At 71.0% G+C, this 26,494-nt stretch carries 20 protein-coding genes; 9 read left to right on the top strand and 11 right to left on the bottom strand.

The window, feature by feature from the left end:
- Positions 1-123: 123 nt before the first annotated feature.
- Positions 124-1,941, bottom strand: coding sequence for an aspartate--tRNA ligase (gene aspS / locus GWI24_RS06760; protein ID WP_210944996.1), 1,818 nt, complete (start codon positions 1,939-1,941; stop codon positions 124-126).
- Positions 1,942-2,060: 119 nt separating this feature from the next.
- Between aspS and GWI24_RS06755 the strand changes: the two genes are divergently transcribed.
- Positions 2,061-4,280: a SpoIIE family protein phosphatase gene (locus GWI24_RS06755; protein ID WP_210944981.1), complete on the top strand. Its 2,220-nt coding sequence runs from the start codon at positions 2,061-2,063 to the stop codon at positions 4,278-4,280.
- 43 nt (positions 4,281-4,323) lie between these two features.
- Here GWI24_RS06755 and GWI24_RS06750 read toward each other — a convergent pair whose 3' ends face one another.
- A complete protein-coding gene (locus GWI24_RS06750) occupies positions 4,324-5,481 on the bottom strand; it encodes a Dyp-type peroxidase (protein WP_210944980.1) in 1,158 nt (385 codons plus the stop codon).
- A 78-nt stretch (positions 5,482-5,559) separates the two neighbouring features.
- Here GWI24_RS06750 and GWI24_RS06745 point away from each other — a divergent pair, with 78 nt between their 5' ends.
- Entirely contained in the window at positions 5,560-6,903 is a 1,344-nt protein-coding gene (locus GWI24_RS06745; RefSeq protein ID WP_210944979.1) for a nitrous oxide reductase family maturation protein NosD, read from the top strand.
- A gap of 7 nt (positions 6,904-6,910) precedes the next feature.
- Here the strand turns inward: GWI24_RS06745 and GWI24_RS06740 are convergent, their stop codons facing one another.
- Positions 6,911-7,621: a hypothetical protein gene (locus GWI24_RS06740; RefSeq protein WP_210944995.1), complete on the bottom strand. Its 711-nt coding sequence runs from the start codon at positions 7,619-7,621 to the stop codon at positions 6,911-6,913.
- Positions 7,622-8,167: 546 nt separating this feature from the next.
- On the opposite strand from GWI24_RS06740, the gene GWI24_RS06735 reads away from it, so the two are divergent.
- A complete protein-coding gene (locus GWI24_RS06735) occupies positions 8,168-10,675 on the top strand; it encodes an SdrD B-like domain-containing protein (protein WP_210944994.1) in 2,508 nt (835 codons plus the stop codon).
- 93 nt (positions 10,676-10,768) lie between these two features.
- Here the strand turns inward: GWI24_RS06735 and GWI24_RS06730 are convergent, their stop codons facing one another.
- Positions 10,769-11,740: a pirin family protein gene (locus GWI24_RS06730; RefSeq protein WP_210944978.1), complete on the bottom strand. Its 972-nt coding sequence runs from the start codon at positions 11,738-11,740 to the stop codon at positions 10,769-10,771.
- A 120-nt stretch (positions 11,741-11,860) separates the two neighbouring features.
- Positions 11,861-12,355: an SseB family protein gene (locus GWI24_RS06725; RefSeq protein WP_020869891.1), complete on the bottom strand. Its 495-nt coding sequence runs from the start codon at positions 12,353-12,355 to the stop codon at positions 11,861-11,863.
- A gap of 137 nt (positions 12,356-12,492) precedes the next feature.
- Between GWI24_RS06725 and GWI24_RS06720 the strand changes: the two genes are divergently transcribed.
- Positions 12,493-14,319 carry an acyl-CoA dehydrogenase gene (locus GWI24_RS06720; RefSeq protein WP_210944977.1) on the top strand — a complete coding sequence of 609 codons (1,827 nt, stop codon included), beginning with the start codon at positions 12,493-12,495 and terminating at the stop codon, positions 14,317-14,319.
- 86 nt (positions 14,320-14,405) lie between these two features.
- Here the strand turns inward: GWI24_RS06720 and GWI24_RS06715 are convergent, their stop codons facing one another.
- Together GWI24_RS06715 and GWI24_RS06710 are read right to left on the bottom strand one after the other, a co-directional pair.
- Positions 14,406-14,774, bottom strand: a complete 369-nt coding sequence (locus GWI24_RS06715; protein WP_210944976.1) for a hypothetical protein — start codon at positions 14,772-14,774, stop codon at positions 14,406-14,408.
- Positions 14,775-14,791: 17 nt separating this feature from the next.
- On the bottom strand, positions 14,792-15,547 hold the full coding sequence (locus GWI24_RS06710) for a TNT domain-containing protein (protein ID WP_247615983.1): 756 nt from the start codon (positions 15,545-15,547) through the stop codon (positions 14,792-14,794).
- 182 nt (positions 15,548-15,729) lie between these two features.
- On the opposite strand from GWI24_RS06710, the gene GWI24_RS06705 reads away from it, so the two are divergent.
- The 4 genes from GWI24_RS06705 to GWI24_RS06690 all read left to right on the top strand — a co-directional run bounded on the left by GWI24_RS06705 (position 15,730) and on the right by GWI24_RS06690 (position 20,330).
- On the top strand, positions 15,730-17,019 hold the full coding sequence (locus GWI24_RS06705; RefSeq protein ID WP_210944975.1) for a M18 family aminopeptidase: 1,290 nt from the start codon (positions 15,730-15,732) through the stop codon (positions 17,017-17,019).
- 1 nt (position 17,020) lies between these two features.
- Positions 17,021-18,994, top strand: a complete 1,974-nt coding sequence (locus tag GWI24_RS06700; RefSeq protein WP_210944974.1) for a BTAD domain-containing putative transcriptional regulator — start codon at positions 17,021-17,023, stop codon at positions 18,992-18,994.
- 132 nt (positions 18,995-19,126) lie between these two features.
- Positions 19,127-19,819, top strand: coding sequence for a DUF4232 domain-containing protein (locus GWI24_RS06695; protein WP_210944973.1), 693 nt, complete (start codon positions 19,127-19,129; stop codon positions 19,817-19,819).
- Between the two features lie 337 nt (positions 19,820-20,156).
- On the top strand, positions 20,157-20,330 hold the full coding sequence (locus tag GWI24_RS06690; RefSeq protein WP_247615982.1) for a hypothetical protein: 174 nt from the start codon (positions 20,157-20,159) through the stop codon (positions 20,328-20,330).
- A gap of 43 nt (positions 20,331-20,373) precedes the next feature.
- Here GWI24_RS06690 and GWI24_RS06685 read toward each other — a convergent pair whose 3' ends face one another.
- The gene (locus GWI24_RS06685; protein WP_210944972.1) at positions 20,374-22,233 is read right to left on the bottom strand and encodes an NHL domain-containing thioredoxin family protein; all 1,860 of its coding nucleotides are present in this window, start codon (positions 22,231-22,233) and stop codon (positions 20,374-20,376) included.
- 243 nt (positions 22,234-22,476) lie between these two features.
- On the opposite strand from GWI24_RS06685, the gene GWI24_RS06680 reads away from it, so the two are divergent.
- On the top strand, positions 22,477-23,301 hold the full coding sequence (locus GWI24_RS06680; protein WP_210944971.1) for a maleylpyruvate isomerase family mycothiol-dependent enzyme: 825 nt from the start codon (positions 22,477-22,479) through the stop codon (positions 23,299-23,301).
- 27 nt (positions 23,302-23,328) lie between these two features.
- On the opposite strand, the gene GWI24_RS06675 is transcribed toward GWI24_RS06680, so the two are convergent.
- From GWI24_RS06675 to GWI24_RS06665, 3 genes are all read right to left on the bottom strand, one after another.
- The gene (locus GWI24_RS06675; RefSeq protein ID WP_210944970.1) at positions 23,329-24,624 is read right to left on the bottom strand and encodes a nitrate/nitrite transporter; all 1,296 of its coding nucleotides are present in this window, start codon (positions 24,622-24,624) and stop codon (positions 23,329-23,331) included.
- On the bottom strand, positions 24,621-25,280 hold the full coding sequence (locus GWI24_RS06670; protein WP_210944969.1) for a GntR family transcriptional regulator: 660 nt from the start codon (positions 25,278-25,280) through the stop codon (positions 24,621-24,623). The genes GWI24_RS06675 and GWI24_RS06670 overlap by 4 nt, the downstream gene beginning before the upstream one ends.
- A 99-nt stretch (positions 25,281-25,379) precedes the next feature.
- A partial coding sequence (locus GWI24_RS06665) for a dihydrolipoamide acetyltransferase family protein (RefSeq protein WP_247615981.1) occupies positions 25,380-26,494 on the bottom strand: 1,115 nt, incomplete at its 5' end.

Genomic DNA, 26,494 nt, shown 5'->3' with positions numbered 1-26,494 from the left:
CCCCATGGGTGCGGGCTGTGAATAGCTGTGCGAAGAGCGGCATTCGGCCATCTCCCCAGGCGCGCAGGGCGGGGGCGCGCCGTTCGGCACGCCCCCGCCCTGTGGGTCTCGTCCTGCCCCCGCCTACTCGGCGGGCTTCTCGGCCTTCTCGCCCGTCTTCTCGGCCTTCTCGGCCTGCTTGACCTGCGGCGGCTTGCGCAGCGACAGGTGCAGCTCGCGCAGCCGGGCGTCGTCCACCTCGCTGGGCGCGCCCATCAGCAGGTCCTGGGCGTTGCCGTTGAGCGGGAAGGCGATGGTCTCGCGGATGTTGGGCTCATCGGCCAGCAGCATCACGATGCGGTCGACGCCGGGGGCGATACCACCGTGCGGCGGGGCGCCGAAGTGGAACGCGCGCAGCATGCCGCCGAATTCGCGCTCGACCTCATCCCGGGAGTAGCCCGCGATCTCGAACGCCTTGTACATGACCTCCGGCTCGTGGTTCCGGATGGCCCCGGAGGACAGCTCCACACCGTTGCAGACGATGTCGTACTGCCACGCCAGAATGTCCAGCGGGTCCTTGGTCTCCAGGGCCTCCAGGCCGCCCTGCGGCATGGAGAAGGGGTTGTGGGAGAACTCGATCTGCCCGGTGTCCTCGTTCCGCTCGAACATCGGGAAGTCCACGATCCAGCAGAACCGGAAGACGTTCTCCTCGAAGTGGCCGGCCCGCTTGGCGGCCTCGACCCGCACCGCGCCCATGATCTTGGAGACCTCGTCGAAGTCGCCCGCGCCGAAGAAGACCGAGGTGCCGGGCTTGCCCTCGACCTCGGCGATCAGCTTCTCGACGTCCTCGTCGGTGAGGAACTTCGCGATCGGGCCGGTCAGCTTGGAGTCCTCGCCGATCCGGACCCAGGCCAGCCCCCTGGCGCCCTGCTCCACCGCGAACTCACCGAGCTGGTCGAAGAACTTCCGGGGCTGCTCGGCGGTGTCCGGCACGGCCAGCGCCCGCACGTGCTTGTCCGCGAACGCCTTGAAGCCGGAGCCCTCGAAGATGTGGCTGACGTCCCGCAGCTCCAGCCGGGCCCGCAGATCCGGCTTGTCCGAGCCGTACTTGAGCATGGCCTCGCGGAACGGGATCCGCGGGAACGGCGAGGTCACATGGCGGCCGCCGCCGAACTCCTCGAAGAGCTCGGTCATGACCTTCTCGATGACGCCGAAGACGTCCTCTTGCTCGACGAAGCTCATCTCGACGTCGAGCTGGTAGAACTCGCCCGGCGAGCGGTCGGCGCGGGCGTCCTCGTCGCGGAAGCAGGGCGCGATCTGGAAGTAGCGGTCGAAGCCCGCGATCATCAGCAGCTGCTTGAACTGCTGCGGGGCCTGCGGCAGTGCGTAGAACTTGCCCGCGTGCAGCCGGGAGGGGACCAGGAAGTCCCGGGCGCCCTCGGGGGAGGTGGCGGACAGGATCGGGGTCGCCAGCTCGTTGAACCCCTCCGCCGTCATCTTCTGCCGGATGGCGGAGATGACAGCGGAGCGCAGCATGATGTTGCGGTGCATGCGCTCGCGGCGGAGGTCCAGGAAGCGGTACTCCAGCCGCCGCTCCTCGCCGACCCCGTCCTCGGGGAAGACGGTGAAGGGCAGCGGGTCGGCGGCGCCGAGCACCTCGACATCGGTGACCTCGACCTCGATCTCGCCGGTCGGCAGCTCGGGGTTGACGTTGTCCGCGCCGCGCTCGATGACCCGGCCGTCCACGCGGACGACGGTCTCCTTGCTGATGGAGCTCAGGGCCTCGTTGGCGGGGGTGTCGGGGCGCACCACCAGCTGGACCAGACCATAGTGGTCGCGGAGATCGATGAAGAGGATGCCGCCCAGGTTCCGTCGATTGTGGAGCCATCCGGAGAGCCGGACGTCGGTGCCGACGTCAGCGGCGCGGAGCTGACCACACGTGTGGGACCGGTACCGATGCATCATTCATCCAAGTCGTGTCGATCGGGAGGCGTACGTACCCTCGGGAAGCTTCCGGCCAAGCCTACCGGCGCCGCGACCCTCACTGGTAAGCGATTGGCAAATCCCCATAAGGTAGTGCAATGCGCACCGAGGACCTGCTGGCCGCCATAGCGACCGGCCTATGGCGCTGGGACAGTGTCTCGGGCGCCGTCACCTATGACGCGGAAGCGGCCCGGCTGGTGGGCCTTCCCGCCGAGGCCGTCACCCTCCCCGAGGCCGCCGCCCGCGCCTGTTTCCACCCCGCGGACTGGCTGGAGGTCAAGGCGATAGTCCAGCTCGCGGTGGCCGAGGGCACCCTGGCCGAGGCCCGGCTGCGCATCGTGGACGAGAAGGGCACCGTACTGCGGACCGTGCGCACCCGCTCCCGGCCGATAGCGCGGGGCGGCGGCGAGGACGGCTACTACCTGCTCGGCACCCTCCAGGAGGTCCCGGACCCGCTGCCGGGCACCTCGGCCTGCGGCCCGCCGATCACCGGCGACTGGCGCCGCAACCGCGAGGCGTTCCTGCTGGACGCGGGGCGGGCGCTGGCGGAGGCGATGTCCACCGCCGAGGTGCTGCGGGTGGCGGCGGGGCTGTCCATGCCGGGCTTCTCCCCGGACGGGCTCGCGGTCTTCGGCGTCGAGGGCGAGCGGATCTCGGTGATCGGCCACCACGGGCCGCGGGCGGGCGCCGACCGTCCCCTGCACGACATCGCGCTGAGCACCGACCATCCGGCGGCGGAGGTGGTGCGCACCGGCCGGGCGGTCTATCTGCCCACACCGGAGGAGTACCGCGGCCGGTTTCCGGCCGCGTGGTCGCCGGGCCGCCCCCGTATCCGCCGGTCCTGGGCGTTTCTGCCGCTGATCGTCGCGGGCCGCACCATCGGCGCGTGGATGGCCGGATTCGCCCATCCGGTGTCGTTCTCGCCCGATGAGCGCTCGGTGCTGACCACGATCGCCCGGATGCTGGCCCAGGCGCTGTCCCGCACCGCGCTCCAGGAGACCGAGCGGGAGCTGGCGGACGGGCTGCAGCGCTCGATGCTGCCCGCCAGCAAGCCCGACATCCCGGGGCTGACGGTGGCCGCGCGCTATGTGCCGACCGGCGGCGGACTCCAGGTCGGCGGCGACTGGTACGACGTGATCGGGCTGCCGTCGGGGCGTACCGCGCTGGTGATCGGCGATGTGCAGGGCCACGATGTGCGCGCCGCCGGGATCATGGGGCAGCTGAGGATCGCGGTCCGGGCGTACGCCTCCGAGGGCCACCACCCCGACGCGGTGCTCTCCCGCGCCTCCCGCTTCCTGGCCGGGCTGGCCGAGCCCGAGGGCCCGGACGGCCGTTACGACCCGAGGTTCGCCACCTGCCTCTACATGGAGGTGGACCCGGTGGCGGGCACCCTGGACATCGCCCGCGCGGGCCACCCCGACCCGGCGGTCCGGCTGGCCGACGGCACGATGATGCTCCGGCCCACGGCGGGCGGGCTGCCGCTGGGCATCGACCCGGACACCGACTATCCGACCACCCGGGTGGTGCTGGAGCCCGGCGAGACGCTGCTGATGTGCACCGACGGGCTGATCGAGACCGGCGGGCACGATCTGGAGACGGGCTGGGACCGGATCCGGGCCGTCTTCGAACGGACCGCCGCCCCCGGCGAGGCGGCCGTCCCGGGCGCCGTGACCGTCGCCGATGTGGCCGCGGGCGCCATGGCCGCCGTGGACGCCGACGACCTCGACGCGCTCGCCGAGTCCCTGATCCAGGCGGTGCACGGGCCGCCCTCCCACCACACCACCGGCCATCTCGCCGACCGCCGCGAGGACGACATAGCCCTGCTGCTGATCCGGCGCGACGCCGAGGTGTGCCTGGTCGGCCCCGGCACGGCCCCGGTGCGTCGCACGGCCGTCACGGTCGCCCAGGCCGAGCCCGGGCGCATAGCCGAGGTCCGGCAGCAGCTACGCGACATGCTCCACGACTGGACCGATCGCGACCAGGTGGAGTCGGCGGTGCTGATGCTCTCCGAGATGGTCACCAACGTGCTGGTGCACACCGACGGGGACGCCCTGCTGGTGGCGGAGGTCAGCGGGCGGCACGGGACCCGGCGGCTGCGGCTGGACGTCGCCGACAGCAGCGACGCGCTGCCGCACCGCCGCCGCCCGGGCGAGCTGGCCTCCTCCGGGCGCGGGCTGCTGCTGATGGAGGTACTCGCCGACGCGTGGGGGGTGGACCCGCGGGGCGACGGCAAGTGCATCTGGTACGAGCTCTACGAGGCGGGGCCGGACGGGCGGCCCGGCCCGGGCACGGCGGACGGGCCGGCCCCCCGCGCGTGATCAGCTCTCGCCGGCCGGGATGGTGCCGAGGCGGTCGGCCTGTTCAGCGGAAGAGCCGGGAACCAAGCGGATGTTTCCCGTCGAAACCGGGAAGTATCAGAAAGGTCGCACTGGCGGTCGTGGTCGTGAATTGCAGCAGGGCATCGGAATTGTCCATGCTGGTGAGGGTGTTGGTGAAAGTTCGTATGTCGTTCTGGAAGCTCATGAAGAGCAGGCCGGGGGCGGGTCCGTCGATGCTGTAGGAGCGACGGAGCATGAGGCCGACGCCGACCGCGTTGGCGTGCGCTCTGCGGGCGTGGGCGTCTGCCGGGACGAGGTAGCGTCCGTCCGGCGTTTTGGCGCCGAGATCCGGGCCCGAGGCGATGGTGCCACCGGAGAGGGGCACGCCACTGGCTCGGCGGCGGCCGAAGACCGCTTCCTGTTCGGCGACGGACAGCTTGGCGAACCGCGGCAGGTCGAGTTCCATGCGCCGTAGCACGGCGAGGGTGCCGTCGGCGACCGGAGCGGGCCCGGACAACCACAGGTCGTGTTCTTGTTCGGCCCTCGTGTGGGGGCCCACGATGCCGTCGACGAAACCGAAGAGGTTTCGTGGCGCGGCACGGTCCCGATCCACCGGCACGTTCGCACCACGGACCCCGGACTGCCGCCAGCGTTCCCGTATCCGGTCCCCGGCCTGCTCCAGAAGCGCGGCAGCCGCCATCGGTAACACCAAGGCGTCGCCGGCGCAGATCTGTATCAGCAGGTCGCCACCGCGTGCCCGTGAGGCGATCTGCTCGCGGGAGAACCGTGGGAGGTCCTTGGCGCCGGGCAGGTCAGGATCGGCCATGCGCACCAGCCGGGGGCCCACCCCGATCGTCACCGTCAGATCGCCCGGCTCCAGGCCCATCAGTCGTGCGTCGGTCCCCGCGGTGAGGGTGCGGATGGCCTCGCCGAGTTCGGCCAGCAACGGACGGACAGCCGCGGCATCGACATCGACGAGGTCGGCCACCACGGCCAGCAGATTCCGCTGGGCCGGTTGCGGAAGCGTGATGCCCGCCTGGTACCGGCCCGTTGGTGACACCGGCGGGGTCGGCGCGGGGGCATCGGACCGGTCCGGCGGGGCGGAACTCGATTGGCACCCGGCGGAGAGGCCGACGGCGGTCACGGTGCCGGTGGCACCGAGAAACGCGCGGCGTGACGGGCGGGAGTCGGCTTGGCGCACAGCGTGAACTGTGCCATATCCGGGGCATATCCGTATCAGCGCCTGCGACCCCGTCGCCGTCCGTGCCAGGATGAGGCCATGCCTCGTCTCCGTCTTCGCCTGATGGCCGCGGTACTCGGCACACTGGCACCCGTACTGGTCGGCTGCGGCGGGGGCGATGACGGGTCGGACCACGGCCGACGACCGTCCGGTGCGCACGTGACGATCAACGTGCCGGCCGACGCCCCTACGATCTCGGCTGCGGTGTCTCTGGCCCGCCCCGGCGATCTCGTGCTGGTCGCGCCGGGTAAGTACCACGAGTCGGTGAAGATATCCAAGGCTCGCATCACGCTTCGCGGCGCGTCCCGGGACAAGGTCGTCATCGACGGGCGGTTACGGCAGCCGAACGGCGTCGTCGTCACCGCCCCCGGGGTGGCCGTGGAGAACCTGACCGTGGAGAACAACACACAGAACGGGGTCCTGGTCACCGGTTCGGCGAAGGCGGCCGCCGGAATGCCGGGGCAGTCCGGCGGCTATGACACCGGCGACGAACCCGTCACCTTCCTGAAGTCATTCCTGGTCTCCCATGTGACCGCGACCCGCAACGGGCTGTACGGCATCTACGCGTTCTCCGCGCAAAACGGTGTCATCGAGCACTCGTACACGTCGGGCTCGGCCGACTCGGGGATCTATGTCGGACAGTGCAAGCCCTGTCGCATCGTGGTGCGGGACAACATCGCCGAACTCAACGCGGTCGGTTACGAAGGCACCAATGCCAGTGGCGACATGTACGTGGTCGGTAACCGCCTGGTCGGCAACCGGGTCGGACTCACCACCAACTCCGACCACCAGGAGAAATTGCTCCCGCAGCGGGACGCCGTCATCGCGGGCAACCTGATCGCGGCCAACCAGCAAGCCGCCACCCCCGAACAGGCCGATGGCGGGTGGGGCATCGGCATCGGCGTCGACGGCGGCACCGACAACCAGTTCGTCCGCAACCGAGTCACCGGCAACAGCAACGCCGGGATGGTGATCACCGCAACCGCTGACATACCGCCGAACGGCAACCGGATCCTGGACAACACCTTCGCCGCCAACGGCGTTGACGTCGGCTGGACGTTCCCCACCGCCACCCGGGGACGGGGCAACTGCCTGCGCGGCAATGATCTGCGGACGACGGTGCCCGCCCGGCTCGCGACGACCGCGTCCTGCCCGCGTCCCGCCCGGTCGCCCTCGCCGTCCGGCACCTGGGCGAAGCCGACGGCACCTGGCGGTATCCCGTTCACCGATGTGGTGGCGCCCAAGCGACAGCCGCAGTTCCCGAAGGCCACGACCACGGGCGCCACCGCCGTTCCGGCCGTTCCGGCGCTACCGGACACGGCGGGCTTCCGGCTCCCGTCGGCGTCACTGCTCGCCGCGGGCGCGCGGGTGCGGACGCCCTGAGCGGCGGCTACCGCGTCGGGGTGACTCCGGGCACCGGCCGGACCGGAACGTACTTGTGGGTGTCGAAATCGATGACCACGGGCCGCGGTGCGGAAGCCACGCCGACGCGAACCCGGTACATGGTGCCGTCCGAGCCGATCCAGTAGCGCACGGCACCCGCCGTACCGGTCGTGGGCACGGCACTCGCCGTACCGGTCGTGGCACGGGCGGCGCCCGGCCCGGTCATGATGTCCACCTGATGGCCGTTCAACCGGTCCCGCCCCGCCCAGGCGGCACCGTTCTGCGGCAGGAGTTCGGCGTTGTCCGGCCGGTCGCTACCGAGCTTCAGCGCGATGGCCAGCGAACTGTCCAGCGAACTGCCGTGCCTTTGCAGCGGACGGCTGTACCACCCCGAACCCGGGGGCCGTGCCGGTGCCTTGGCCGGGGTCTTCGCCATCGGGTGGACGAACACGGTGGTGGCCGTCCACTCGATCAGCCCGTCGCTGGATGTATCGCGCCCGGTGCCGTGCACCGCGCCGTAACCGATCTTGCGGCGGTAGTCGATGGATCCGGTGATGGTCAGCCCACCAGAGGTGCCCGGCACGTTGATCGTCACGGCGCGCCCGCCCGCCTGGTAGTTGAGGAACCGTGTGACCGCCAGCCGGCCCGCCTGATCCGAGGTCAATTCCCTTGGACCGGAGGAGGTGGAGCCGCTGTTGGCGACCAGGAACGTGGCCACCGCGACGGCCACACCGCCGATCACGGCCACCACCCAGCGTGGCCGCAGCCATCGGCGCCGGTCGGCCGCGCGCCGGGAGAAAACTTGTCTGATTTTCAGACTCCGTACCCGGCGCATTGCTAACCCGTTCCGCTTATTCATTCCCTGCTCTCCCCCCGATCTTGGGTCGCACCCGCTACAGTATCGCTGCTGGTGGGGCGGTTCAGGATCACTATTCAGACTCTTGTGCTGTTTCCGCGTGGGAAGGCGAGGACGAGTGCGACTGGCCTGGGAAAGGCACTCCCGAGTCCCTGAATTCGCTACATCCACCAGGGCGACCAAGAACGACCGGGCCCACCGAAACAGCGGTGGGCCCTTTTCATGGCCGAAGTGTCACCCGGGACCGAGAAGCGTGTGTACGGCTGGAAACGGGTGTTCGGTTCACATCACGAGGGGAGAGTGATGGCTGTGCGAAGAGTATGTGGAAGGTTACGCCGGACAGCCGGGAAGCGTACGGGTCCACTGGCACGAGTGGGCCTCTGCACTTTCGTGCTGCTGGGCAGCGCCATGGGCGCGACGGCCGGGACGGCCACCGCTTCGACTGGCGACGGCACCCTGACGGTTCAGGTCCTGCGGGATTTCTTCGGCACCGGCGTGATCAACACGACCATGGATGTGCCGCAGCGGGGCATGAAGGTCAAGGTGGCGGACCCGGCCGGCCATCGGGTCACCGGCACCACGGATGCCACCGGAAAGGTGGTGGTCTCGAAGTCGGCCGAGCTGACCGGCGGCCAGTACCGCGTCGACGTCACCATCCCGGCGCCGTACAGCAAGTATCTGCAAGCGGCGCCTGCCTCGACGGCGGAAAACCACTTCGACAGCTTCACGACGTTCGTGGACGTGTCGGATGGCAAGGACGACTCGGTGATTACCGGGGTCTGGAATCCGGCCGACTACGCACTGCCGGACTCGCGGTATTTCGTGCCGATCCAGAACGCTGCCAGCGGAAAAGACACCCGGGCACTGGTGGCGTTCGGAACGGACAAACGAGGTACGTGTCCTGACCAGACGGAGTGCCCGACCGCGCTCAACACGCAGGACCAGGTGGGCACCACCTTCGCACTGGCCTACGACAAGGACCGGAAGCGGCTGTTCCAGGGCGAGTTCGCCCGGCGGTACACCCCGTACGGGCCGGACGGTGGTGACGCGATCTACACCACGCCGACCGACGGTGGGAGCGCGCCGACCCTGTTCGCGAAGGTGCCGGGCGCCGCGGTGACGCCGCACGACTCCAGCAACATGATCAAGGACGCCGGGTTCACCAATGCGCCGGGGAAGGAGAGCATCGGCGGTCTGGCCCTGTCCGAGGACGGCTCGACGCTGTACGCGGTGAACCTGCTGACCCGGTCCCTGGTCAGCTTCGACGCGACCGGTACCACCGCCTCCGCGCCAAAGGCGACGGTGCGCATTCCGGACCCGGGCTGCGCAGTGTCCACCGACTGGCGGCCGTTCGCGCTGTCCACCCACGACAACAAGCTCTACGTCGGTGGCGTGTGCAGCGCGGAGAGCACAGAGAAACGCGAAGATCTGAAAGCCGTCGTCTACTCCTACGACGGCCAACGGTTCGACACGGTGCTGACCCAGCCGCTGACCGCCGAGCGCGGTGGCGTCTATGCCGGTGCTGCGGGGAATGACCGGGCAAACCACTGGAACCCGTGGAATACCGACCTGGCAACCTGGGACAAATTCAAGGTAAACGGGGGAAATCTCCTCGTCGATCCGCAGCCGGAGCTCGCCACCCTCGCCTTCGCCCGTGACGGCTCGATGATCCTCGGTTTCCGCGACCGATTCATGGACGTTGTCAGTGGGGGCGGGCTGGACCCCCGGCCGGGCAACGACACCCCGGAAAGCGGCATGTCCGGTGGTGACATCAACATGGCGTGCGCCAATCCCGACGGTGGATACTCGTGGGAAGGCACCGGGAATTGCCCCAACCACGCCGAACCCGCAACCGACGGCAACCAGAACAGCGGCGTCGTCGAATACTTCCCGGGCGACTACGTTCGGAACAGGGCCAACCCGGAGCAGGCCCAAGGGGTGCACAACGAAGCCGCCCAAGGAGCGGTTGCCTACATTCCGCAGCAGCAATGGGTCATCAGCACGCAGATGGACCCGACCGACAACTACAGCACCGACGGGACCGGTTACTACAACATCGAGACCGGTCAGGGGCCCGGTAACAACCATTCCGGCAACGCGTACCAGTTCGTCGACGCGGACGACAACGGGTTCGGTAAGGCCGGTGGGCTCGGCGATATCGCCTACGAGGCGGCGAACGCGCCGATCCAGATCGGTAACCGGGTGTGGTTCGACGGCGACCACAATGGGATCCAGGATCCCGAGGGCCGCAACGAAGTGCCGCTGCCGGACGCGACGATCAACCTGCTGGACGCCGATGGCAAGCAGGTCGCCACGACCAAGACCGATGCCGCCGGTGAGTACTACTTCGGTGGCGTCGGCGCCGCATACGAGCTCAAGCCGGGTGCGAAGTACACGGTGCAGTTCGATGTGTGTACCGCGGACACCAGCGAGGTGCCGACTGAGCCGCCGGCCACCAAGCTGCGGTTCACGCTCCCGCGGGCCGGTGGCAATCGGGCACATGACTCGAATGTGACCCCGCCGACGACCGGGCGGCTGTGTAACGGACGCGCACCTGTCACGGCGCCGGACAAGCCGGGAGAGGTCGATCACACGATCGACGCCGGCGTGTACATCCCCAAGAAGGCACCGCCGACTCCCACGCCGACGCCCACTCCGTCGTCGGAGCCGCCGACCTCTGAGCCGCCCAACGAGCCAGGCCCCCAGTCTGGCGGAGGCTCCGGGACAGGCGGAGGCTCGGGGACAGGCGGAGGCTCGGGGACGGGCGGAGGCTCGGGGACCGGCGGAGGCGGTGGCTCGCTGGCCAACACGGGTACGTCCGGCCTGCTGGAGATCATCTCCCTCAGTGCCCTGCTGGCCGGTGCGGGCGCGGCAGCCGCGTTCGTGACCCGGAAGCGTCGCGCCAGGCAACACTGAGACAACACGGAAAGACGGGTGATCCACCCGTAAGCGCCGACGAGCCCCGTCCATATCCGGACGGGGCTCGTTCGCATCTCGTCCCGGCGAGCCCTACATTCCGCCCTCGGACATCCCGTGCACCGCGGGGATCGTGCCGAGCCGGCCCTTCTGGAAGTCCTCGAAGGCCTGCTGGAGCTCGGCGCGGGTGTTCATCACGAACGGCCCGTAATGCGCCATCGGCTCTCGGATCGGCCGGCCGCCGAGGAGGACGACCTCCAGGTCCGGCGTGTGGGAGTCCTGCTTCTCGTCCGCGCGCACGGTCAGCGAGGAACCGGCTCCGAAGACGGCGGTCTGGCCCAGGTGGATCGGACGCCGCTCCGCGCCGGCCGCACCGCGGCCCGCGAGCACATACGCGAGGCCATTGAAGTCCTCGCGCCACGGCAGGGTGATCTCCGCGCCCGGAGCAAGCGTGGCGTGCACCATCGTGATCGGGGTGTGGGTGATACCGGGACCGGCGTGACCGTCCAGCTCACCCGCGATGACGCGCAGCAGCGCGCCGCCGTCGGGGGAGGTCAGCAGCTGGACCTGGCCACCGCGGATGTCCTGGTAGCGCGGGGGCATCATCTTGTCCTCGGCCGGGAGGTTCACCCACAGCTGGAGGCCGTGGAAGAGGCCGCCCGACACGACCAGGGACTCCGGCGGGGCCTCGATGTGGAGGAGGCCGGAGCCGGCCGTCATCCACTGGGTGTCACCGTTGGTGATCGTACCGCCACCGCCCTGCGAGTCCTGGTGGTCGAAGACGCCGTCGATGATGTAGGTGACGGTCTCGAAGCCGCGGTGGGGATGCCAGGGGGTGCCCTTGGGCTCGCCCGGCGCGTACTCCACCTCGCCCATCTGGTCCATCATGATGAACGGGTCGAGGTGCTTGTAGTCGATACCGGCGAAGGCCCGGCGCACCGGGAAGCCCTCACCCTCGAAACCGCTGGGAGCGGTCGTGACGGTGAGCACGGGGCGCTGTCGTGCCTCGGCGGGTGCCGCGACGCGCGGCAGGGTCAGCGGGTTCTCTACGGTCACTGCGGGCATGACGGCCTCCTCGGTCGTTCACCATTCAACTTAATTGAACGCTGAACGACCCGCAAGAGGGCCTTTATTCCCACCCGAGCACCCGGCGAGGTGACCGGTAATATCCGGACGTACGCGGATCTAGCCGTACATACGGCGCATGGCGAAGTCCACCATCTGCTCCACCGCCTTCGCGTCGAAGACGATCCGGTGCTCGCCCTCCATGTCGAGGACGAAGCCATAGCCGGTGGGCAGCAGGTCGATCACCTCGGCGCCGGTGATCACGAAGTACTTGGACTCCTTGCCCGCGTACCTCCGCAGCTCCTTGAGCGAGGTGAACATGGGGATCACCGGCTGCTGGGTGTTGTGCAGCGCCAGGAAGCCGGGGTTGTCACCGCGCGGGCAGTAGACCTTCGACCCGGCGAAGATCTGCTGGAAGTCCTCGGCCGACATCGATCCGGTGGTGAAGGCCCGCACCGCGTCGGCGAGCGACGGCGGGGAGGGCTCCGGGTAGAGCGGCTGCTGGCCGTACCCCGCACCCGCCGCGTGATGTGACGCATGCGGCTGCTGTTGCGGCGGAGGTGGCGGGGCGGCGTAGCCCTGCCCTGCGCTCGCGTTCTGGTCGTAGCCGTACATGCGCAGAAGCGTACTGAGTCACAGTTACCCGGTTGAGGGTTGCCCTTTATTACCCACGGGTAGCATCATGGCATCAGCTGATCTGATACGCGTCAACGCTGAGGTCCTGGCCTCCCGATCCTTACGGAGCCGTCGCCATGGGGCACTACAAGTCGAATCTCCGCGACATCGAGTTCAACCTCTTCGAGGTTCTCGGGCGCGACACGGTGTACGGCACCGGCCCGTTCGCGGAGATGGACGTCGACACCGCCAAGAGCGTGCTTGCCGAGATATCCCGGCTCTCCGAGCATGAGCTGGCCGAAAGCTACGCCGACTCCGACCGGAACCCGCCCGTCTACGACCCCAAGACCCACACGGCGCCGCTCCCCGAGTCGTTCAAGAAGAGCTACCGGGCCTACATGGAGGCCGAGTGGTGGCGGCTGGGCGTCCCGGAGTCGCTCGGCGGCACCGCCTGCCCCCGCTCGCTGCTGTGGGGCTCGGCCGAGACCATCCTCGGCTCCAACGCCCCGATCTGGATGTACGCCTCGGGCCCGGCCTTCGCGGGGGTGCTCCACGACGAGGGCACCGAGGAGCAGCTGAAGATCGCTCGGCTGATGGTGGACAAGCAGTGGGGCTCCACCATGGTGCTGACCGAGCCGGACGCCGGTTCCGACGTCGGCGCGGGCCGCACCAAGGCGACCCAGCAGGAGGACGGCAGCTGGCACATCGAGGGTGTGAAGCGGTTCATCACCTCCGGTGAGCACGACCTCTCGGACAACATCATCCACTTCGTGCTGGCCCGCCCCGAGGGCGCGGGACCCGGCACCAAGGGGCTGTCGCTGTTCGTCGTCCCCAAGTACGACTTCGACTGGGAGACCGGTGAGCTGGGGACGCGCAACGGCGTGTACGCCACCAACGTCGAGCACAAGATGGGTCTGCGGGTCTCCAACACCTGCGAGCTGACCTTCGGCGCCGACCACCCGGCCAAGGGCTGGCTGCTGGGCGAGAAGCACGACGGCATCCGCCAGATGTTCAAGATCATCGAGTTCGCCCGGATGATGGTCGGCACCAAGGCCATGGCCACCCTCTCCACCGGCTACCTCAACGCGCTGGAGTACGCCAAGGAGCGGGTGCAGGGCCCGGACCTGGCGGCCTTCACCGACAAGACCGCGCCGCGGGTGACCATCACCCACCACCCGGATGTGCGCCGCTCGCTGATGACGCAGAAGGCGTACGCGGAGGGCCTGCGCGCACTGGTGCTCTACACCGCCTCGGTCCAGGACGAGGTCCTGATCAAGGAGGCCGCGGGCGAGGACACCTCCGCCGTGAACCGCCTCAACGACCTGCTGCTGCCCATCGTCAAGGGCTACGGCTCGGAGAAGGCGTACGAGCAGCTGGCGCAGTCCCTGCAGACCATCGGCGGCTCCGGCTACCTCCAGGAGTACCCGCTGGAGCAGTACATCCGGGACGCCAAGATCGACACCCTCTACGAGGGCACCACCGCCATCCAGGGCCAGGACTACTTCTTCCGCAAGATCGTCCGGGACCAGGGCCAGGCGCTGACCGCCGTCTCGGAGGAGATCAAGAAGTTCCTGGCCGAGGCCGCCGGGGGCGAGGACCTGGAGGCCGCCCGCGACCAGCTGGCCCAGGCCGCGGTGGACCTGGAGGCGATCGTCGGCGCGATGCTCACCGACCTGGCCGCCACCGAGCAGGACGTCAGCTCGATCTACAAGGTCGGTCTCAACTCGACCCGGCTGCTGCTGGCCTCCGGTGACGTGATCATCGGCTACCTGCTGCTCAAGGGCGCGGCCGTGGCCGCCGAGAAGCTGGGCACCGCCTCCACCAAGGACCGCTCCTTCTACGAGGGCAAGATCGCCGTCGCTAAGTTCTTCGCCCACGAGGTGCTGCCGGGCGTCTCGGTGCAGCGTTCGCTGGCCGAGTCGGTCGACAAGGGTCTGATGGACCTGGACGAGGCCGCGTTCTAAGGGCTTCCCTCACAGCGTCCAGGGGGCCGGCCGTCCCATCCTCCAGCGGGGCGGCCGGCCCCCTGGCCTGTGCGCGTGTCATGTCGTCACCGCTCCTGGTCGCCGGGCGGCCGCTCCCGCAGCGCCCGTTCGACCTCCTCGCGGGCCCATCGCCTGAGCTCCTCGCCCTGTGCGAGGAGCTCGTCGATCGACTCGCCCCCGCCCTCCGGCGGGCGCGGGCGGGCCCTCAGCTTCTCCAGCAGATCCCGGCACGCCTCGTCCTCGGTGGCGAACCGGCTGGTGTCCCGGTCCAGGGACCGCTCCCGCAGGCCGGTCTCCCAGCCGCCGTCCGGAGCGGGCCGCAGGTAGTAGTACGCATCCGGCTGCACGGAGATGTCGTGCACTCCCGGGATGTCGTACAGCGCGTCGGGCGCCTGCTCGTCGCGGAGGGTCCGGACGAGTTCCGTTCTGTCCACCGGTCCAGGATCCGCCCTCAGTTGAGCGGGCGGAGATTACCGGCCGCGACGAGTTGGGGGATCGAAGGCCCGGTCAGATACTGCAGTCCGAAACCGGGTTGGCCGAACCAGGGCCGGATGGGACCGCCCTCGACCAGGAAGGGTTCGGTGACCTCATAGAGGTGATAGCCGTGCGGATACGCCGGGTCGAGGGTGTTGAGGTTGCTGGGCGGCAGCGCGCGCTCCGCGTAGGGCGTGCCCGCCGGGGCGAGGAAGTGGCCGAAACCGCTCCCGAACAAGTCGACCTTCTGACCGACTTTCAGCCGGACCGTGGTGTGCAGGGGCGACCCGTTGAGCAGGACCCAGCCGTCGGGGTAGGGGTACCACCAGCCGTTCGTCTGCTCGTTCCAATAACAGTTGAGGAACGAGGAGGCGGTGGGGAAGTGGTCGAGTCGTTCATAGCCTTCGAGCATGCGCCCGATCGCGCCGTAGCGGGGGAGCTGAGCGGGTCCGAGCCGCCAGTCGCCCTTGTAGTAGCGGTCGAGCGGAGGATTCGGTGCGGTATTGGTCCCCCCGATGCGGTTCGTGGTGGGACAGGGAGGGTGACCCTTGCCCTCGCCGTCCCCGCCGCCCCCCGGCCGCGGGCCGGGTGAGGTCGCCGCCACCGGCTCCGGAGACGCCACGGGGGCCAGCCCCGCGGTGAAGTCCGTGACGGGCTTGGCCATGGCCGGTCCGCCGGCACACAGCAGCAGCAGCGACCCCAGGACGACAAGCAGGTGTCGAAGAACGCGCATCCGGTATCCCCTCGAGTTACGACTCAGTGCGACGTTGCTCAGTCACGGGGAATATCGACCGATTCGCCCGACTTCTCGCCTTAGCTGACGTGCTTTCATCAGATTGGATCAACGTGGCCCCACGGATGGATGCCGCTCCCGTACCAGGGCGAGCCGCCCCCCGGCGAATCTATGCTGAGCACATGAGCGCACAACCCGGCATCGACCGCGGCCACACCGATGACCTGATGTCCTTCCTCCGCGCCAGCCCCTCGCCGTACCACGCCGTGGCGAGCGCCGCAGAGCGGCTGGAGAAGGCCGGGTTCCGCCGGATAGAGGAGACCGCGCCCTGGGACGGGACGGCCGGTGGACGGTTCGTGCTGCGCGGTGGCGCGATCATCGCCTGGTACGTCCCCGAGGGGGCGGAGGCCACCACTCCGTACCGGATTGTGGGCGCTCACACCGACTCTCCCAATTTGCGCGTGAAGCCCATTCCCGACACCGGTGCGCACGGCTGGCGGCAGATCGCCGTCGAGATCTACGGCGGGGCGCTGCTCAACACCTGGCTCGACCGCGACCTCGGCCTCTCCGGCCGGATCACCCTCAGGGACGGCTCCCACCATCTCGTCACCGTCGACCGGCCGTTGATGCGCGTGCCCCAGCTCGCCGTGCACCTCGACAGATCGGTCAACACCGACGGCCTCAAGCTCGACAAGCAGCGCCATATGACGCCCATCTGGGGGCTCGGCGGCGTCGAGGAGGGCGACCTGATCCGCTTCGTCGCCGAGGAGACCGGGGTCGCGGCCGAGGAGATCGCCGGCTGGGACCTGATGACCCACAGCGTCGAGCCGCCCGCCTACCTCGGCCGGGACCGCGAGCTGGTCGCGGGGCCCCGGCTGGACAACCTCGTCTCCGTGCACGCCGGTACGGCCGCGCTCATCGCCGCCGCCCACCAGGAGCTGCCGTACATCCCCGTGCTGGCCGCCTTCGACCACGAGGAGAACGGCAGCCAGTCCGACACCGGCGCCGACGGCCCGCTGCTCGGCACGGTGCTGGAGCGCTCGGTCTTCGCCCGCGGCGGGGCGTACGAGGAGCGGGCGCGGGCCTTCGCGGGCACCGTCTGCCTGTCCTCCGACACCGGCCACGCCGTCCACCCCAACTACGCGGAGCGCCATGAGCCGGGCCACCACCCGCGGCCCAACGGCGGCCCGATCCTGAAGGTGAACGTCAACCAGAGATATGCCACCGACGGCGCCGGGAGAGCCGTCTTCGCCGCCGCCTGCGAGCGCGCCGGCGTCCCCTGGCAGAGCTTCGTCTCCCACAACTCGATGCCGTGCGGCACCACGATCGGGCCGATCACCGCCGCCCGGCACGGCATCGCCACCGTCGACATCGGCATCGCGATCCTGTCCATGCACTCGGCCCGGGAGCTGTGCGGAGCACAGGACCCGCGGCTGCTGGCCAAGGCACTGCACGCCTTCCTGGGGGCTTAAGTTGGACTTCTCCCTGCTGGGTCCGGTAACCGTCACCGCGGGCCCGCAAGCAGCACCCGTCGAGCTGCCGCTGGGGCCCGCCAAACGGCGCAGCGTGCTGGCGATGCTGCTGCTGCGGCCCAACGCGACGGTCTCCGTGGAGCAGTTGATATCCAGCCTGTGGGAGGACGAGCCGCCCGCCCACGCCCGGACCGTCATCCAGGGCCATGTCTCCCGGCTCCGCGCGGCCCTGGCCGAGGGCGGCGCCGAGGACCACGGCGTCGAGCTGGCCACCCACAGCTCCGCCTATCTGCTGCGCATCCCCGAATCCCTGATCGACACCCAGCGCTTCGACCAGCTGACCGCCCAGGCCAGCCCGGAGTCCGCCCCCGGCGAGGCCGTCCAGCTGCTCCGGCAGGCGCTCGGCCTGTGGCGCGGCCCGGCACTCACCGGGACCGTGGCCAGCCCGCCGTTCGCGGCGGCCGCGCACGCCCTGGAGGAGCGGCGGCTGAGCGCCGTGGAGGCCCTGGCGCGGGCCCACGAGGGCCTGGGCGAGCATGAGCAGGCGGTGCGCGCCCTGCACCCCGCCGCCGTCGCCAACCCGCTGCGCGAGGGGCTGATCGCCGCCCTGATGCTGGCGCTGTACCGCTCCGGGCGCCAGTCCGACGCGATCGCCTGGTTCCACCGCACCCGGCAGCTGCTCGACGACGACCTGGGAGTCGACCCGGGCCAGCGGTTGAGCGCCGCGTACCAGGAGATCCTGCAGGCGGCCCCGGCCACGGACGGGCCGCGGGGCGGCGCCGACGCCGCCGGACAGCAGCCGGGCGGCGCGGGGCAGCCGGGCGCACAGCCGGCGGCGGCCACCCCGCAGCATCCGCTGCCCGCGGCCGCCTCGGCCCCCGTGCCCGAGCTGCTCCCCCGGCCCCCGGCGGGCTTCCACGGCCGGGGCGCGGAGCTGGCCGAGCTGACCCGGCTGACCCTGGGCGCCGCCGAACCGGCCCAGGGCGGCACCGCGGGCGGCTCCGGCGGCTACCCCCAGGCGGGGGGTATCGCGCTGCTCAGTGGGCCCGCCGGGGTCGGCAAGACCGGTCTGGCGGTCCACTGGGGCCATGCCCACGCCGCCGCCTTCCCCGACGGACGGCTCTTCGCGGATCTGCGCGGCTTCAGCGGCGGCGAGGCGGTGGTGCCCGCCGAGGTGCTGCGCGAGTTCCTGCTGGCCCTCGGCACCCCGGCCGAGCAGATCCCCACCTCACCCGAGGCCGCGTCCGCGCTGTACCGCTCGCTGGCCGCCCGCCGCCGGCTGCTGGTGGTGCTGGACAACGCGGGCAGCTCCGCCCAGGTGCGCCCGCTGCTGCCCGGAGGGCCCCACTGCGCCACGCTGGTCACCAGTCGCAGCAGGCTGGACGGGCTGATCGCCACCGACGCCGCCCGGCCGGTACGGCTGCACGCCCTCGGCACCGAGGACGGGGTGGGCCTGCTGGGCGCGCTGCTGGGGCCCGCCCGGGTCGCCGAGGACCCGGAGGCCGCGCGGGAGCTGGTGGCCCTGTGCGACGGGCTGCCGCTGGCGCTGCGCGCCGCCTCCGCCCAGCTGATGGCCCGGCCCCGCTGGCGGCTCGCCCGGCTGGCCACCGCGCTGCGCGACGAGCGCCGCCGGCTCGCGCTGCTGTCGGCGGAGGACACCGGAGTGGCCGCCGCGCTGCGCAACTCGGTGGCCCGGCTCTCGGCGGACGACGCACAGCTGCTGCGGGCCCTGGGCGCCGGTTTCGCGCGCGAGGTCAACACCGCCGAGGCGGCCGCGCTGTCGGGCGCGGACCCCGAGCTGATCCAGGACTCCCTGGAGCGGCTGGCGGAGATGCACCTGCTGGACGAGGAGGCCACCAACCGCTACGTGATGAGCGACCTGGTGAAGCTCTTCGCCCAGGGCGACGGCAGCGACCGCGACTCCCCGGGCGAGGCATCCGGCGGAGCCCCTGGCGGGCCGTCGCAAGGGGGCTGAGCAGCGGCGAACAGCGGGGCGTTAGCGAGGCGTTAGCGGGCGGCAGCCGTTCACCAGCCGAACGGCAGCCGGTCCGGACAGGCTTGAGCCGTACCGGAAAACGCCCTGACGCCCGCTGAGGGGAGACCCGCCATGCCGCTCACCACCGCTCGCCTCGCCCACCGCGCCGGCACCCTGCGCTCGGTCGCGGCCGGACTGACCGTCGTCGCCGCGGGCATCACCCTCGCGGCGTGCGGCACCGCCGACGCGTCGGGCGTGCGGACGGCCGGCGCGGCGGAGAGCATCGCCCCGGCCGTCCCCGCCGCCCACGAGGACGGCCTCCAGGACGGCGCCCAGCGGGCCACGCCGGACACGCCGACGGGCGGGGCCGACGCCGGGGCCCAGGGCGGTCTGCGGGCCGACAGCGGCGCCGAGGGGGCGGCCGGGGTCTGCCGTCTCGACACGATGTCGGTGGGCGTCACCTCCGTCCCCCGCCCGGCCAACCACCTCCTGCTGGAGATCACCAACCAGTCCGGCACGACCTGCCGTCTCACCGGCTTCCCCGCGGTGCGATTCGACGACGCGAGCACGGCCGTGCCGGAGGCCGCGGACACCCGGCCCCAGTCGGTCGTCACGCTGGCCCCCGGCGAGAGCGGCTACGCGGGACTGACCACTTCCGCGGCGGACGACCCGGCCGACGGCCGTAAGGCCACCGGGCTGACCGTCTCCCTCCCCGGCGAGGACGGCCGCCGCGCCGCCGACCTGCCCGGCGACTCGGTGGAGGTCGGCCGCGGGGCGGAGGTCGGCTACTGGCAGAGCGACGCGTCCGACGCCCTGCTCTGGTGACCGCCCCCATCCGGTGACGGCCCCCATCCGGTGACCGCCCCCGCCCTTCCGCTCCGGTGACCGCTCGACTCCGAGCCACCCGGCCGGACAGGTAGCCGCCTCCCCCCGGCTACCTGCCCCGGACGGCCCCCGCTCCGGCGGGGGCCGTCTCGTCATGTCCCACGGCACGGCCTTCCCCGTCCCGCACCTGGCCGGCTCCGTGGGCGCTTTGGCAGGTCGTCAGGGGTGGGCCCGGATGGGACGTCCCAAAGGTCCGCGAGTGCTCCATGGGCCTGGCCGAGGATCCGTACCAGGCCTACCGCCCGTCGAACATCGTGGGCCGGCCTGGCACGGCGATGTGCTGCGCGCCGACTGCCGCATCGCCAACGGCCTCACGGTGACCGACGAGGCGGGCGGGCACAGCAGCATGTGGTTCCGCGTCGCCAAGGACGGCAAGCGGATGTGGGTGCCGGGCATCCGGATCCGCCAGGACCAGGTGCGGTACTCCACGCTGCCCAACTGCCCCGGCTGACCCCCGGTCAGGACTCAGCCGGGCGGTTTCGGCCCGTCAGGTGTCAGTCGTCCATCCCGGCGAGCACCAGCGGCAGCCGGTTCGCGCCGCCCTCGGTGATCCGCACCGGGACGCCCCAGTCCTGCTGGTGCACATGGCAGGCCGGGTACTCGTTCGTCGAGTCGTCGTCGCAGGAGGCGGCCATCGCCGAGACGTGCAGCACGCCCTCGGCCACGCCCTCCGTAAGGACGAGCTCACGGCTCAGATCCGTCCCCGCGCCGTCGCCCCCGGCCAGCAGCTCCGGCGGGGTCGAGCTGACCAGCAGCCGGGTGGAGGGGCCGTAGCGGGTGTCCAGCTTCTGCCCCTCGGGCGCCTGGAAGACCACGTCCAGCCGGAGCGTCCCCGGGGCGATGTCGGTCGCGGCGCGCTGGGTGCGGTGGGCCACCGCCTCGACCCTTACGGCCTCCTCCGGCAGCCACAGCCGGGTCAGCCGGTGCCGGGCGGACTCCACCACGACGATGTCCCCGTCGGCCAGGACCGCGCCGGAGGGCTCGCGCAGATCCGTGGCGAGCGTGGTGACCTCGCCGGTGGCCGGGTCGTAGCGGCGCAGCGCGTGGTTGTAGGTGTCCGAGATCGCCACCGAGCCGTCGGGCAGCGCGGTGACGCCCAGCGGATGCTGGAGCAGCGCCTGATCGGCGGCGCCGTCGCGGTGGCCGAAGTCGAAGAGCCCGGTGCCGACGGCCGTACGTACCGTGAAGCCCTTACCGTCGCGCTCGACGTAGCGCACCGCGGAGGTCTCGGAGTCCGCGATCCACAGCCGGTCCTCGGTCGCGGCGAGCCCGGAGGGCTGGGCGAACCACGCCTCCTCGGCCGGGCCGTCGACCAGGCCCTCGTTGGTGGTCCCGGCGGCGGCCCGTACGGTCCCGGCCTCGGGGTCGTAGGTCCACAGCTGGTGGACGCCCGCCATGGCGATCCACAGCCGGCCGGCGAACCAGGCCACGTCCCAGGGGGAGGACAGGTCGACCTCGCGGGCGGGCCCCTCGGTGGGCGACCCCTGCCACCACTGGCGGCCGGTCCCGGCGAGCGTGGTGACCTCGCCGGTGGCCGGGTCGAGGCGGCGCAGCGCGTGGTTCACGGTGTCGGCGACGGCCACGGTGCCGTCGGGGAGCAGGGCGAGCCCCTGGGGCTCGCTGAACCGCGCCCGCTCGCTCGTGCCATCGGTAAGGCCGCGCTCGCCCGCGCCGATCCGCCGCACCACGCTCTCGCCGTCCGCCGCGAGCTCCACCAGCTGATGGCGGGCGGTGTCCGAGACGAGGAAGGTGCCGCCGGGCAGCAGCAGCGCCTTACCGGGGAAGCGCAGCTCGGTGGGGACCGGCTCCATCAAGAGGGGGGCGAAGCTCGTTGAGGGGTGGTGGCCGGGTGACGGGTGGGCGTACGGGCCGTCGCCGCGCCGCAGGGTGCCCTTGGCGGCGTGCTCGGCCTCCAGCTGCGCCACCAGGGTCTCCAGGGCGTGGGCGTGGCCCTCGCCCGCGTGCTGGGCGACCACATAGCCCTCGGGGTCGATGACGACGAGGGTGGGCCAGGCCCGGACCGCGTACTGCTTCCAGGTGGCCAGCTCGGGGTCGTCGAGGACCGGGTGGTGCACCTCGTACCGCTCGACCGCGTCCACGACCGCCTGGTGCTCGGCCTCGTGGACGAACTTCGGCGAGTGCACCCCGACGATCACCACGGTGTCGCGGTGCTTCTCCTCCAGCTCGCGCAGCTCGTCCAGGACATGCAGGCAGTTCACACAGCAGAACGTCCAGAAGTCGAGGATGACAATGCGTCCTCGCAGGTCGGTGAGGGTGAGGTCGGTACCGCCGGTGTTGAGCCAGCCGCCCCGGCCGATCAGTTCGGGGGCGCGGACGCGTGCACGTGAAGCCATATCCCCATGAAACAGCAGTCCCGGTCGTGCCATTCCCCCGCCCCCCGGCGGCTTTCCACCGTTGCGTACGGGTACGTCCGGAGATAAGGCCGGGGCGGGCGCACACTACCATCGCGGGCAGGCCGCGAGCCGCCGATCCGGCCTACGATCAGACCGGAAAGCACTGCCCGCGCGCTCGTGGGCAGCGTAACTTGAACGCACACACCAGCACCCAGCCCGCGCACCAACCGCCCGAGGGGTCCCGTGACCGTCCATCCCAGCCTTCAGACCTCCATCGACGCCTGGACCCACTCCATCGACGCGATAACGGAGTTGGTCAACCCGCTAGCGGAGAGCGAGTGGAACCGCGCCACCGAGTGCCCGGGATGGTCGGTGCGGGACGTCGTTTCGCATGTGATCGGCCTCGAATGCGAGATGCTCGGCGATCCCCGCCCCATCCACACCCTGCCGCGCGACCTCTACCACGTCACCAACGAGCTGTCGCGGTACATGGAGGTCCAGGTCGACGTACGGCGCTGCCACACCGCGCCCGAGATGACCTCCGAGCTGGAGTACACCGTCATCCGGCGGGGCCGCCAGCTGCGGAACGAGAAGCGCGAGCCGGACGCCATGGTGCGCTGGCCCGGCGGCACCGAGGTGGCGCTGGGGGAAGCCCTGACGCGGCGGGCCTTCGACCTCTGGGTGCACGAACAGGATCTGCGCCGGGCCCTGAACAAGCCGGGCAACCTCGACTCACCGGGCGCCGCGATCACTCGTGATCTGCTGCTGTCGGGGCTGCCGAAGGTGGTCGCCAAGGACGCGGGCGCGGCGCCCCACTCGGCCGTCGTCTTCGATGTGCACGGCCCGATGGAGTTCATGCGGACGGTCCGGGTCGACGCGGACGGCCGGGGCAGCATCGACGGCAGCGTCTCGCTGGGGCCGACGGTGACCCTCACCCTGGACTGGGAGACCTACGTCCGGCTGGCCTGTGGGCGGGTGCGGCCCGAGGCGGTCGCGGAGCGGCTGAAGATCGAGGGCGACCAGCAGCTGGCGGACGCGATCCTCCAGCACTTCGCGGTCACGCCGTAGCGCTCCGGGGCTCGGAGGGCCACGGCGTCACGCCGGTACGTGCACCGCCTCGACGCGGCTCGCGACCACGCGCTCGCGCTCCCGGCGGTGCGCCCGGCCGCGCAGCCGCAGGATCTGGATGACGCCGAGCGCCTGGAGCACGAACACCGAGGCGAACGCGATCCGGAAGTTCTCGCCGGTCAGGTCCAGCAGGACGCCGACGGCCAGCAGAGTGGTCATCGAGGCCGTGAAGCCGCCCATGTTGACGATTCCCGAGGCGGTGCCGATCCGCTCGGGCGGATTGGCGGGCCGGGCGAAGTCGAAGCCGATCATCGACGCGGGCCCGCAGGCGCCGAGCACCGCGCACAGGACGATCAGCAGCCACATGGGCGCGTGGGCGGACGGCCAGAGCAGCACGGTGCCCCACAGCAGCGCGGTGGCGCCGGCCGTACCGAGGGCCAGCGGGGCGCGGGCGGCGTGGTGCCGGGCGATGACCTGCCCGTAGACCAGGCCGACCGCCATGTTGGACAGCACGACGAGGGTCAGCAGCTGACCTGCGGTCGCCCGGGACAGCCCCTCGGCCTCGACCAGGAACGGCATCCCCCACAGCAGCAGGAACACCATCGCCGGGAACTGGGTGGTGAAATGCACCCACATGCCCAGCCGGGTGCCGGGCTCGCGCCAGGCGTCCGCGATCTGCCGGCGGACGTAGTCGGCGCCCAGATGGGAGGCGGGCGCGGGCTCGAAGCCCTTCGGGTGGTCCTTGAGGAAGAGCAGCACCAGGACGAGGATGGCCACCCCGCCGAGCGCGCTGCCCGCGAAGGTCGTGGTCCAGCCGGCGCTGTGCAGCGCACGGGCGATCACCAGCGTGGAGACCAGGTTGCCCGCCATCCCGAAGAGCGCGGCGACCTGGGCGATCATCGGCCCCCGGCGGGCCGGGAACCAGCGCGAGCCGAGCCGCAGCACGCTGATGAAGGTCATCGCGTCACCGCAGCCGAGCAGCGCCCGGGAGCCCAGCGCCATCGGGTACGAGTGGGAGAGCGCGAAGCCGAACTGCCCCAGGGTGAAGAGCACCACGCCGAGCATGAGCACCTTACGGGTGCCGAGACGGTCGACCATGAGCCCGACCGGTATCTGCATCCCGGCGTAGACCAGCACCTGGAGGATGGAGAAGGTCGACAGCGCCGAGGCGTTGATGTGGAAGCGCTCGGCGGCGTCGATACCGGCGACGCCGAGGCTGGTGCGATAGGTGATGGCGACGAAGTAGACGGCGACGCCCAGGCCCCATACGGCGACGGCACGGCGTCCGCCGGGTGGATCACCGGGCAACTGGGCCGAGGTCATCGCGCCTCACCCCGGGCGAGGTTGTTCACCCAGCTGATGTGGCGCTGCACCAGCCCGGACGCGAAACCGGCGTCCCCGGCGCGCAGGGCCTGGAGGATCTCCGTGTGCTCGGTGATGTTCTTGGCGATGCGGTCGGGCTCGGCGTGCATGGTGGCCACGCCCATCCGCAGCTGGCGGTCCCTCAGCTGGTCGTACAGCTGCGCCAGGATGGCGTTTCCCGCCGCCCGGACGATCGCCGCGTGGAAGCAGCGGTCGGCGGCCGCGAAGGCGGCCAGGTCCCCGGCCGCGGCGTGCACCCGCTGCTCCTCCAGCAGCTCCTCGAGCCGCGCCAGCAGCTGCCCTCCGGCCGGGACGACCTTGGCGACCGCGTGCTGCTCCACCAGCAGCCGGGTCTCGACCACGTCCGCGATCTCCTGGGAGGAGACGGGCAGCACCAGGGCGCCCTTCTTCGGATAGAGCTTGAGCAGCCCCTCGGCCTCCAGGCGCAGCAGCGCCTCCCGGACGGGGGTGCGGGAGACCCCGACGGCGTCCGCGAGTTCGCCCTCGCTCAGCAGTGTGCCGCCCTCGTAGCGGCGGTCGAGGACGGCTTGTTTGACGTGGTGGTAGACGCGTTCGGCGGCAGGAGGCGGCTTGGTGGCCGTATCGGTGGGACTCATGATGCGCACATCATAGATACAAGATGCATGCGCACTCATCCCCCGTCCGCGATGCGGACGGGGGATGGTGCCTACGGTTGCATCACACTGTGCGCCGCATCACGCCCACGTGATCAGGCGCTTGGGGCGCTCCAGGACGGCCGCGACGTCCGCGAGCACCTTGGAGCCCAGCTCGCCGTCGACCAGCCGGTGGTCGAAGGAGAGCGCCAGCGTGGTCACCTGGCGCGGCTTGACCTCGCCCTTGTGGACCCACGGCTGGAGCTTGACCGCGCCGAAGGCGAGGATCGCGGACTCCCCGGGGTTGATGATCGGGGTGCCCGCGTCGATGCCGAAGACGCCGACGTTGGTGATGGTGATCGTGCCGCCGGACATCGCCGCCGGGGTGGTCTTGCCCTCACGGGCGGTGGTGACCAGCTCGCCCAGGGCGGACGCCAGTTCGGGCAGGGTCTTGGCGTCGGCGTCCTTGATGTTGGGGACGATCAGCCCGCGCGGTGTCGCCGCCGCGATGCCCAGATTGACGTAGTCCTTGTAGACGATCTCCTGATTGTCCTCGTCCCAGGTGGCGTTGATGTCCGGGTTGCGCCGGATGGCCACCAGCAGGGCCTTGGCGACCAGCAGCAGCGGGTTGACCCGCAGCCCGGACAGCTCCGGGTCCTGCTTGAGGTCGGCCACGAGCTTCATCGTGCGGGTCACGTCGACCGTCACGAACTCGGTCACATGCGGGGCGGTGAAGGCGCTGTGGACCATCGCCTGCGCGGTGGCCTTCCGTACGCCCTTCACGGGCACCCGGCGCTCCCGGGCCGGGGCGGCCGTGACGGCCGCGGACGGGGCCCCCACGGGCGTCTCCCGAGCCGCCTGGACGGCCTCGGCGGCCGCGTGGACGTCCTCGCGGGTGATGATCCCGTCCGCCCCGCTCGGGGTGACCGTCTCCAGGTCGATGCCCAGGTCCTTGGCCAGCTTGCGGACCGGCGGCTTGGCCAGCGGCCGGGCGGTCCGGCCGCTGCCGTTCAGCTCGGGCGAGGGCGCGGGCGCGGGCGCGGCCTCGGGGCGCGCGGGCGCGGGGGCGGGCTCCTGAGGCGCGGGCGCCCCGGCGGAGGGGGCGGGCGCGGACCGCTGCGCACCGGGCAGCGGCTTGCGCGGACGGCGCTTGGTGGAGGCGGGCGCCGCCCCGTAGCCGACCAGATTGGCCTGGCGGCCCTCCTTCTCCTCGGGCT

It is taken from the genome of Streptomyces sp. MK37H, from assembly GCF_018035285.1.
Taxonomy (GTDB): domain Bacteria; phylum Actinomycetota; class Actinomycetes; order Streptomycetales; family Streptomycetaceae; genus Streptomyces; species Streptomyces endocoffeicus.
Note: the sequence above shows the minus strand (reverse complement) of the source record. Positions and strands in the feature narration are given on the sequence as shown.

Coding starts and splice junctions, on each gene's coding strand:
- GWI24_RS06685 (WP_210944972.1), bottom strand. CDS start 22,233: ATGGCTTCACGTGCACGCGTCCGCGCCCCCGAACTGATCGGCCGGGGC.
- GWI24_RS06710 (WP_247615983.1), bottom strand. CDS start 15,547: ATGCGCGTTCTTCGACACCTGCTTGTCGTCCTGGGGTCGCTGCTGCTG.
- GWI24_RS06695 (WP_210944973.1), top strand. CDS start 19,127: ATGCCGCTCACCACCGCTCGCCTCGCCCACCGCGCCGGCACCCTGCGC.
- GWI24_RS06735 (WP_210944994.1), top strand. CDS start 8,168: ATGGGCGCGACGGCCGGGACGGCCACCGCTTCGACTGGCGACGGCACC.
- GWI24_RS06755 (WP_210944981.1), top strand. CDS start 2,061: ATGCGCACCGAGGACCTGCTGGCCGCCATAGCGACCGGCCTATGGCGC.
- GWI24_RS06745 (WP_210944979.1), top strand. CDS start 5,560: ATGCCTCGTCTCCGTCTTCGCCTGATGGCCGCGGTACTCGGCACACTG.
- GWI24_RS06705 (WP_210944975.1), top strand. CDS start 15,730: ATGAGCGCACAACCCGGCATCGACCGCGGCCACACCGATGACCTGATG.
- GWI24_RS06675 (WP_210944970.1), bottom strand. CDS start 24,624: ATGACCTCGGCCCAGTTGCCCGGTGATCCACCCGGCGGACGCCGTGCC.
- GWI24_RS06720 (WP_210944977.1), top strand. CDS start 12,493: ATGGGGCACTACAAGTCGAATCTCCGCGACATCGAGTTCAACCTCTTC.
- GWI24_RS06670 (WP_210944969.1), bottom strand. CDS start 25,280: ATGAGTCCCACCGATACGGCCACCAAGCCGCCTCCTGCCGCCGAACGC.
- GWI24_RS06725 (WP_020869891.1), bottom strand. CDS start 12,355: ATGTACGGCTACGACCAGAACGCGAGCGCAGGGCAGGGCTACGCCGCC.
- GWI24_RS06730 (WP_210944978.1), bottom strand. CDS start 11,740: ATGCCCGCAGTGACCGTAGAGAACCCGCTGACCCTGCCGCGCGTCGCG.
- aspS (WP_210944996.1), bottom strand. CDS start 1,941: ATGCATCGGTACCGGTCCCACACGTGTGGTCAGCTCCGCGCCGCTGAC.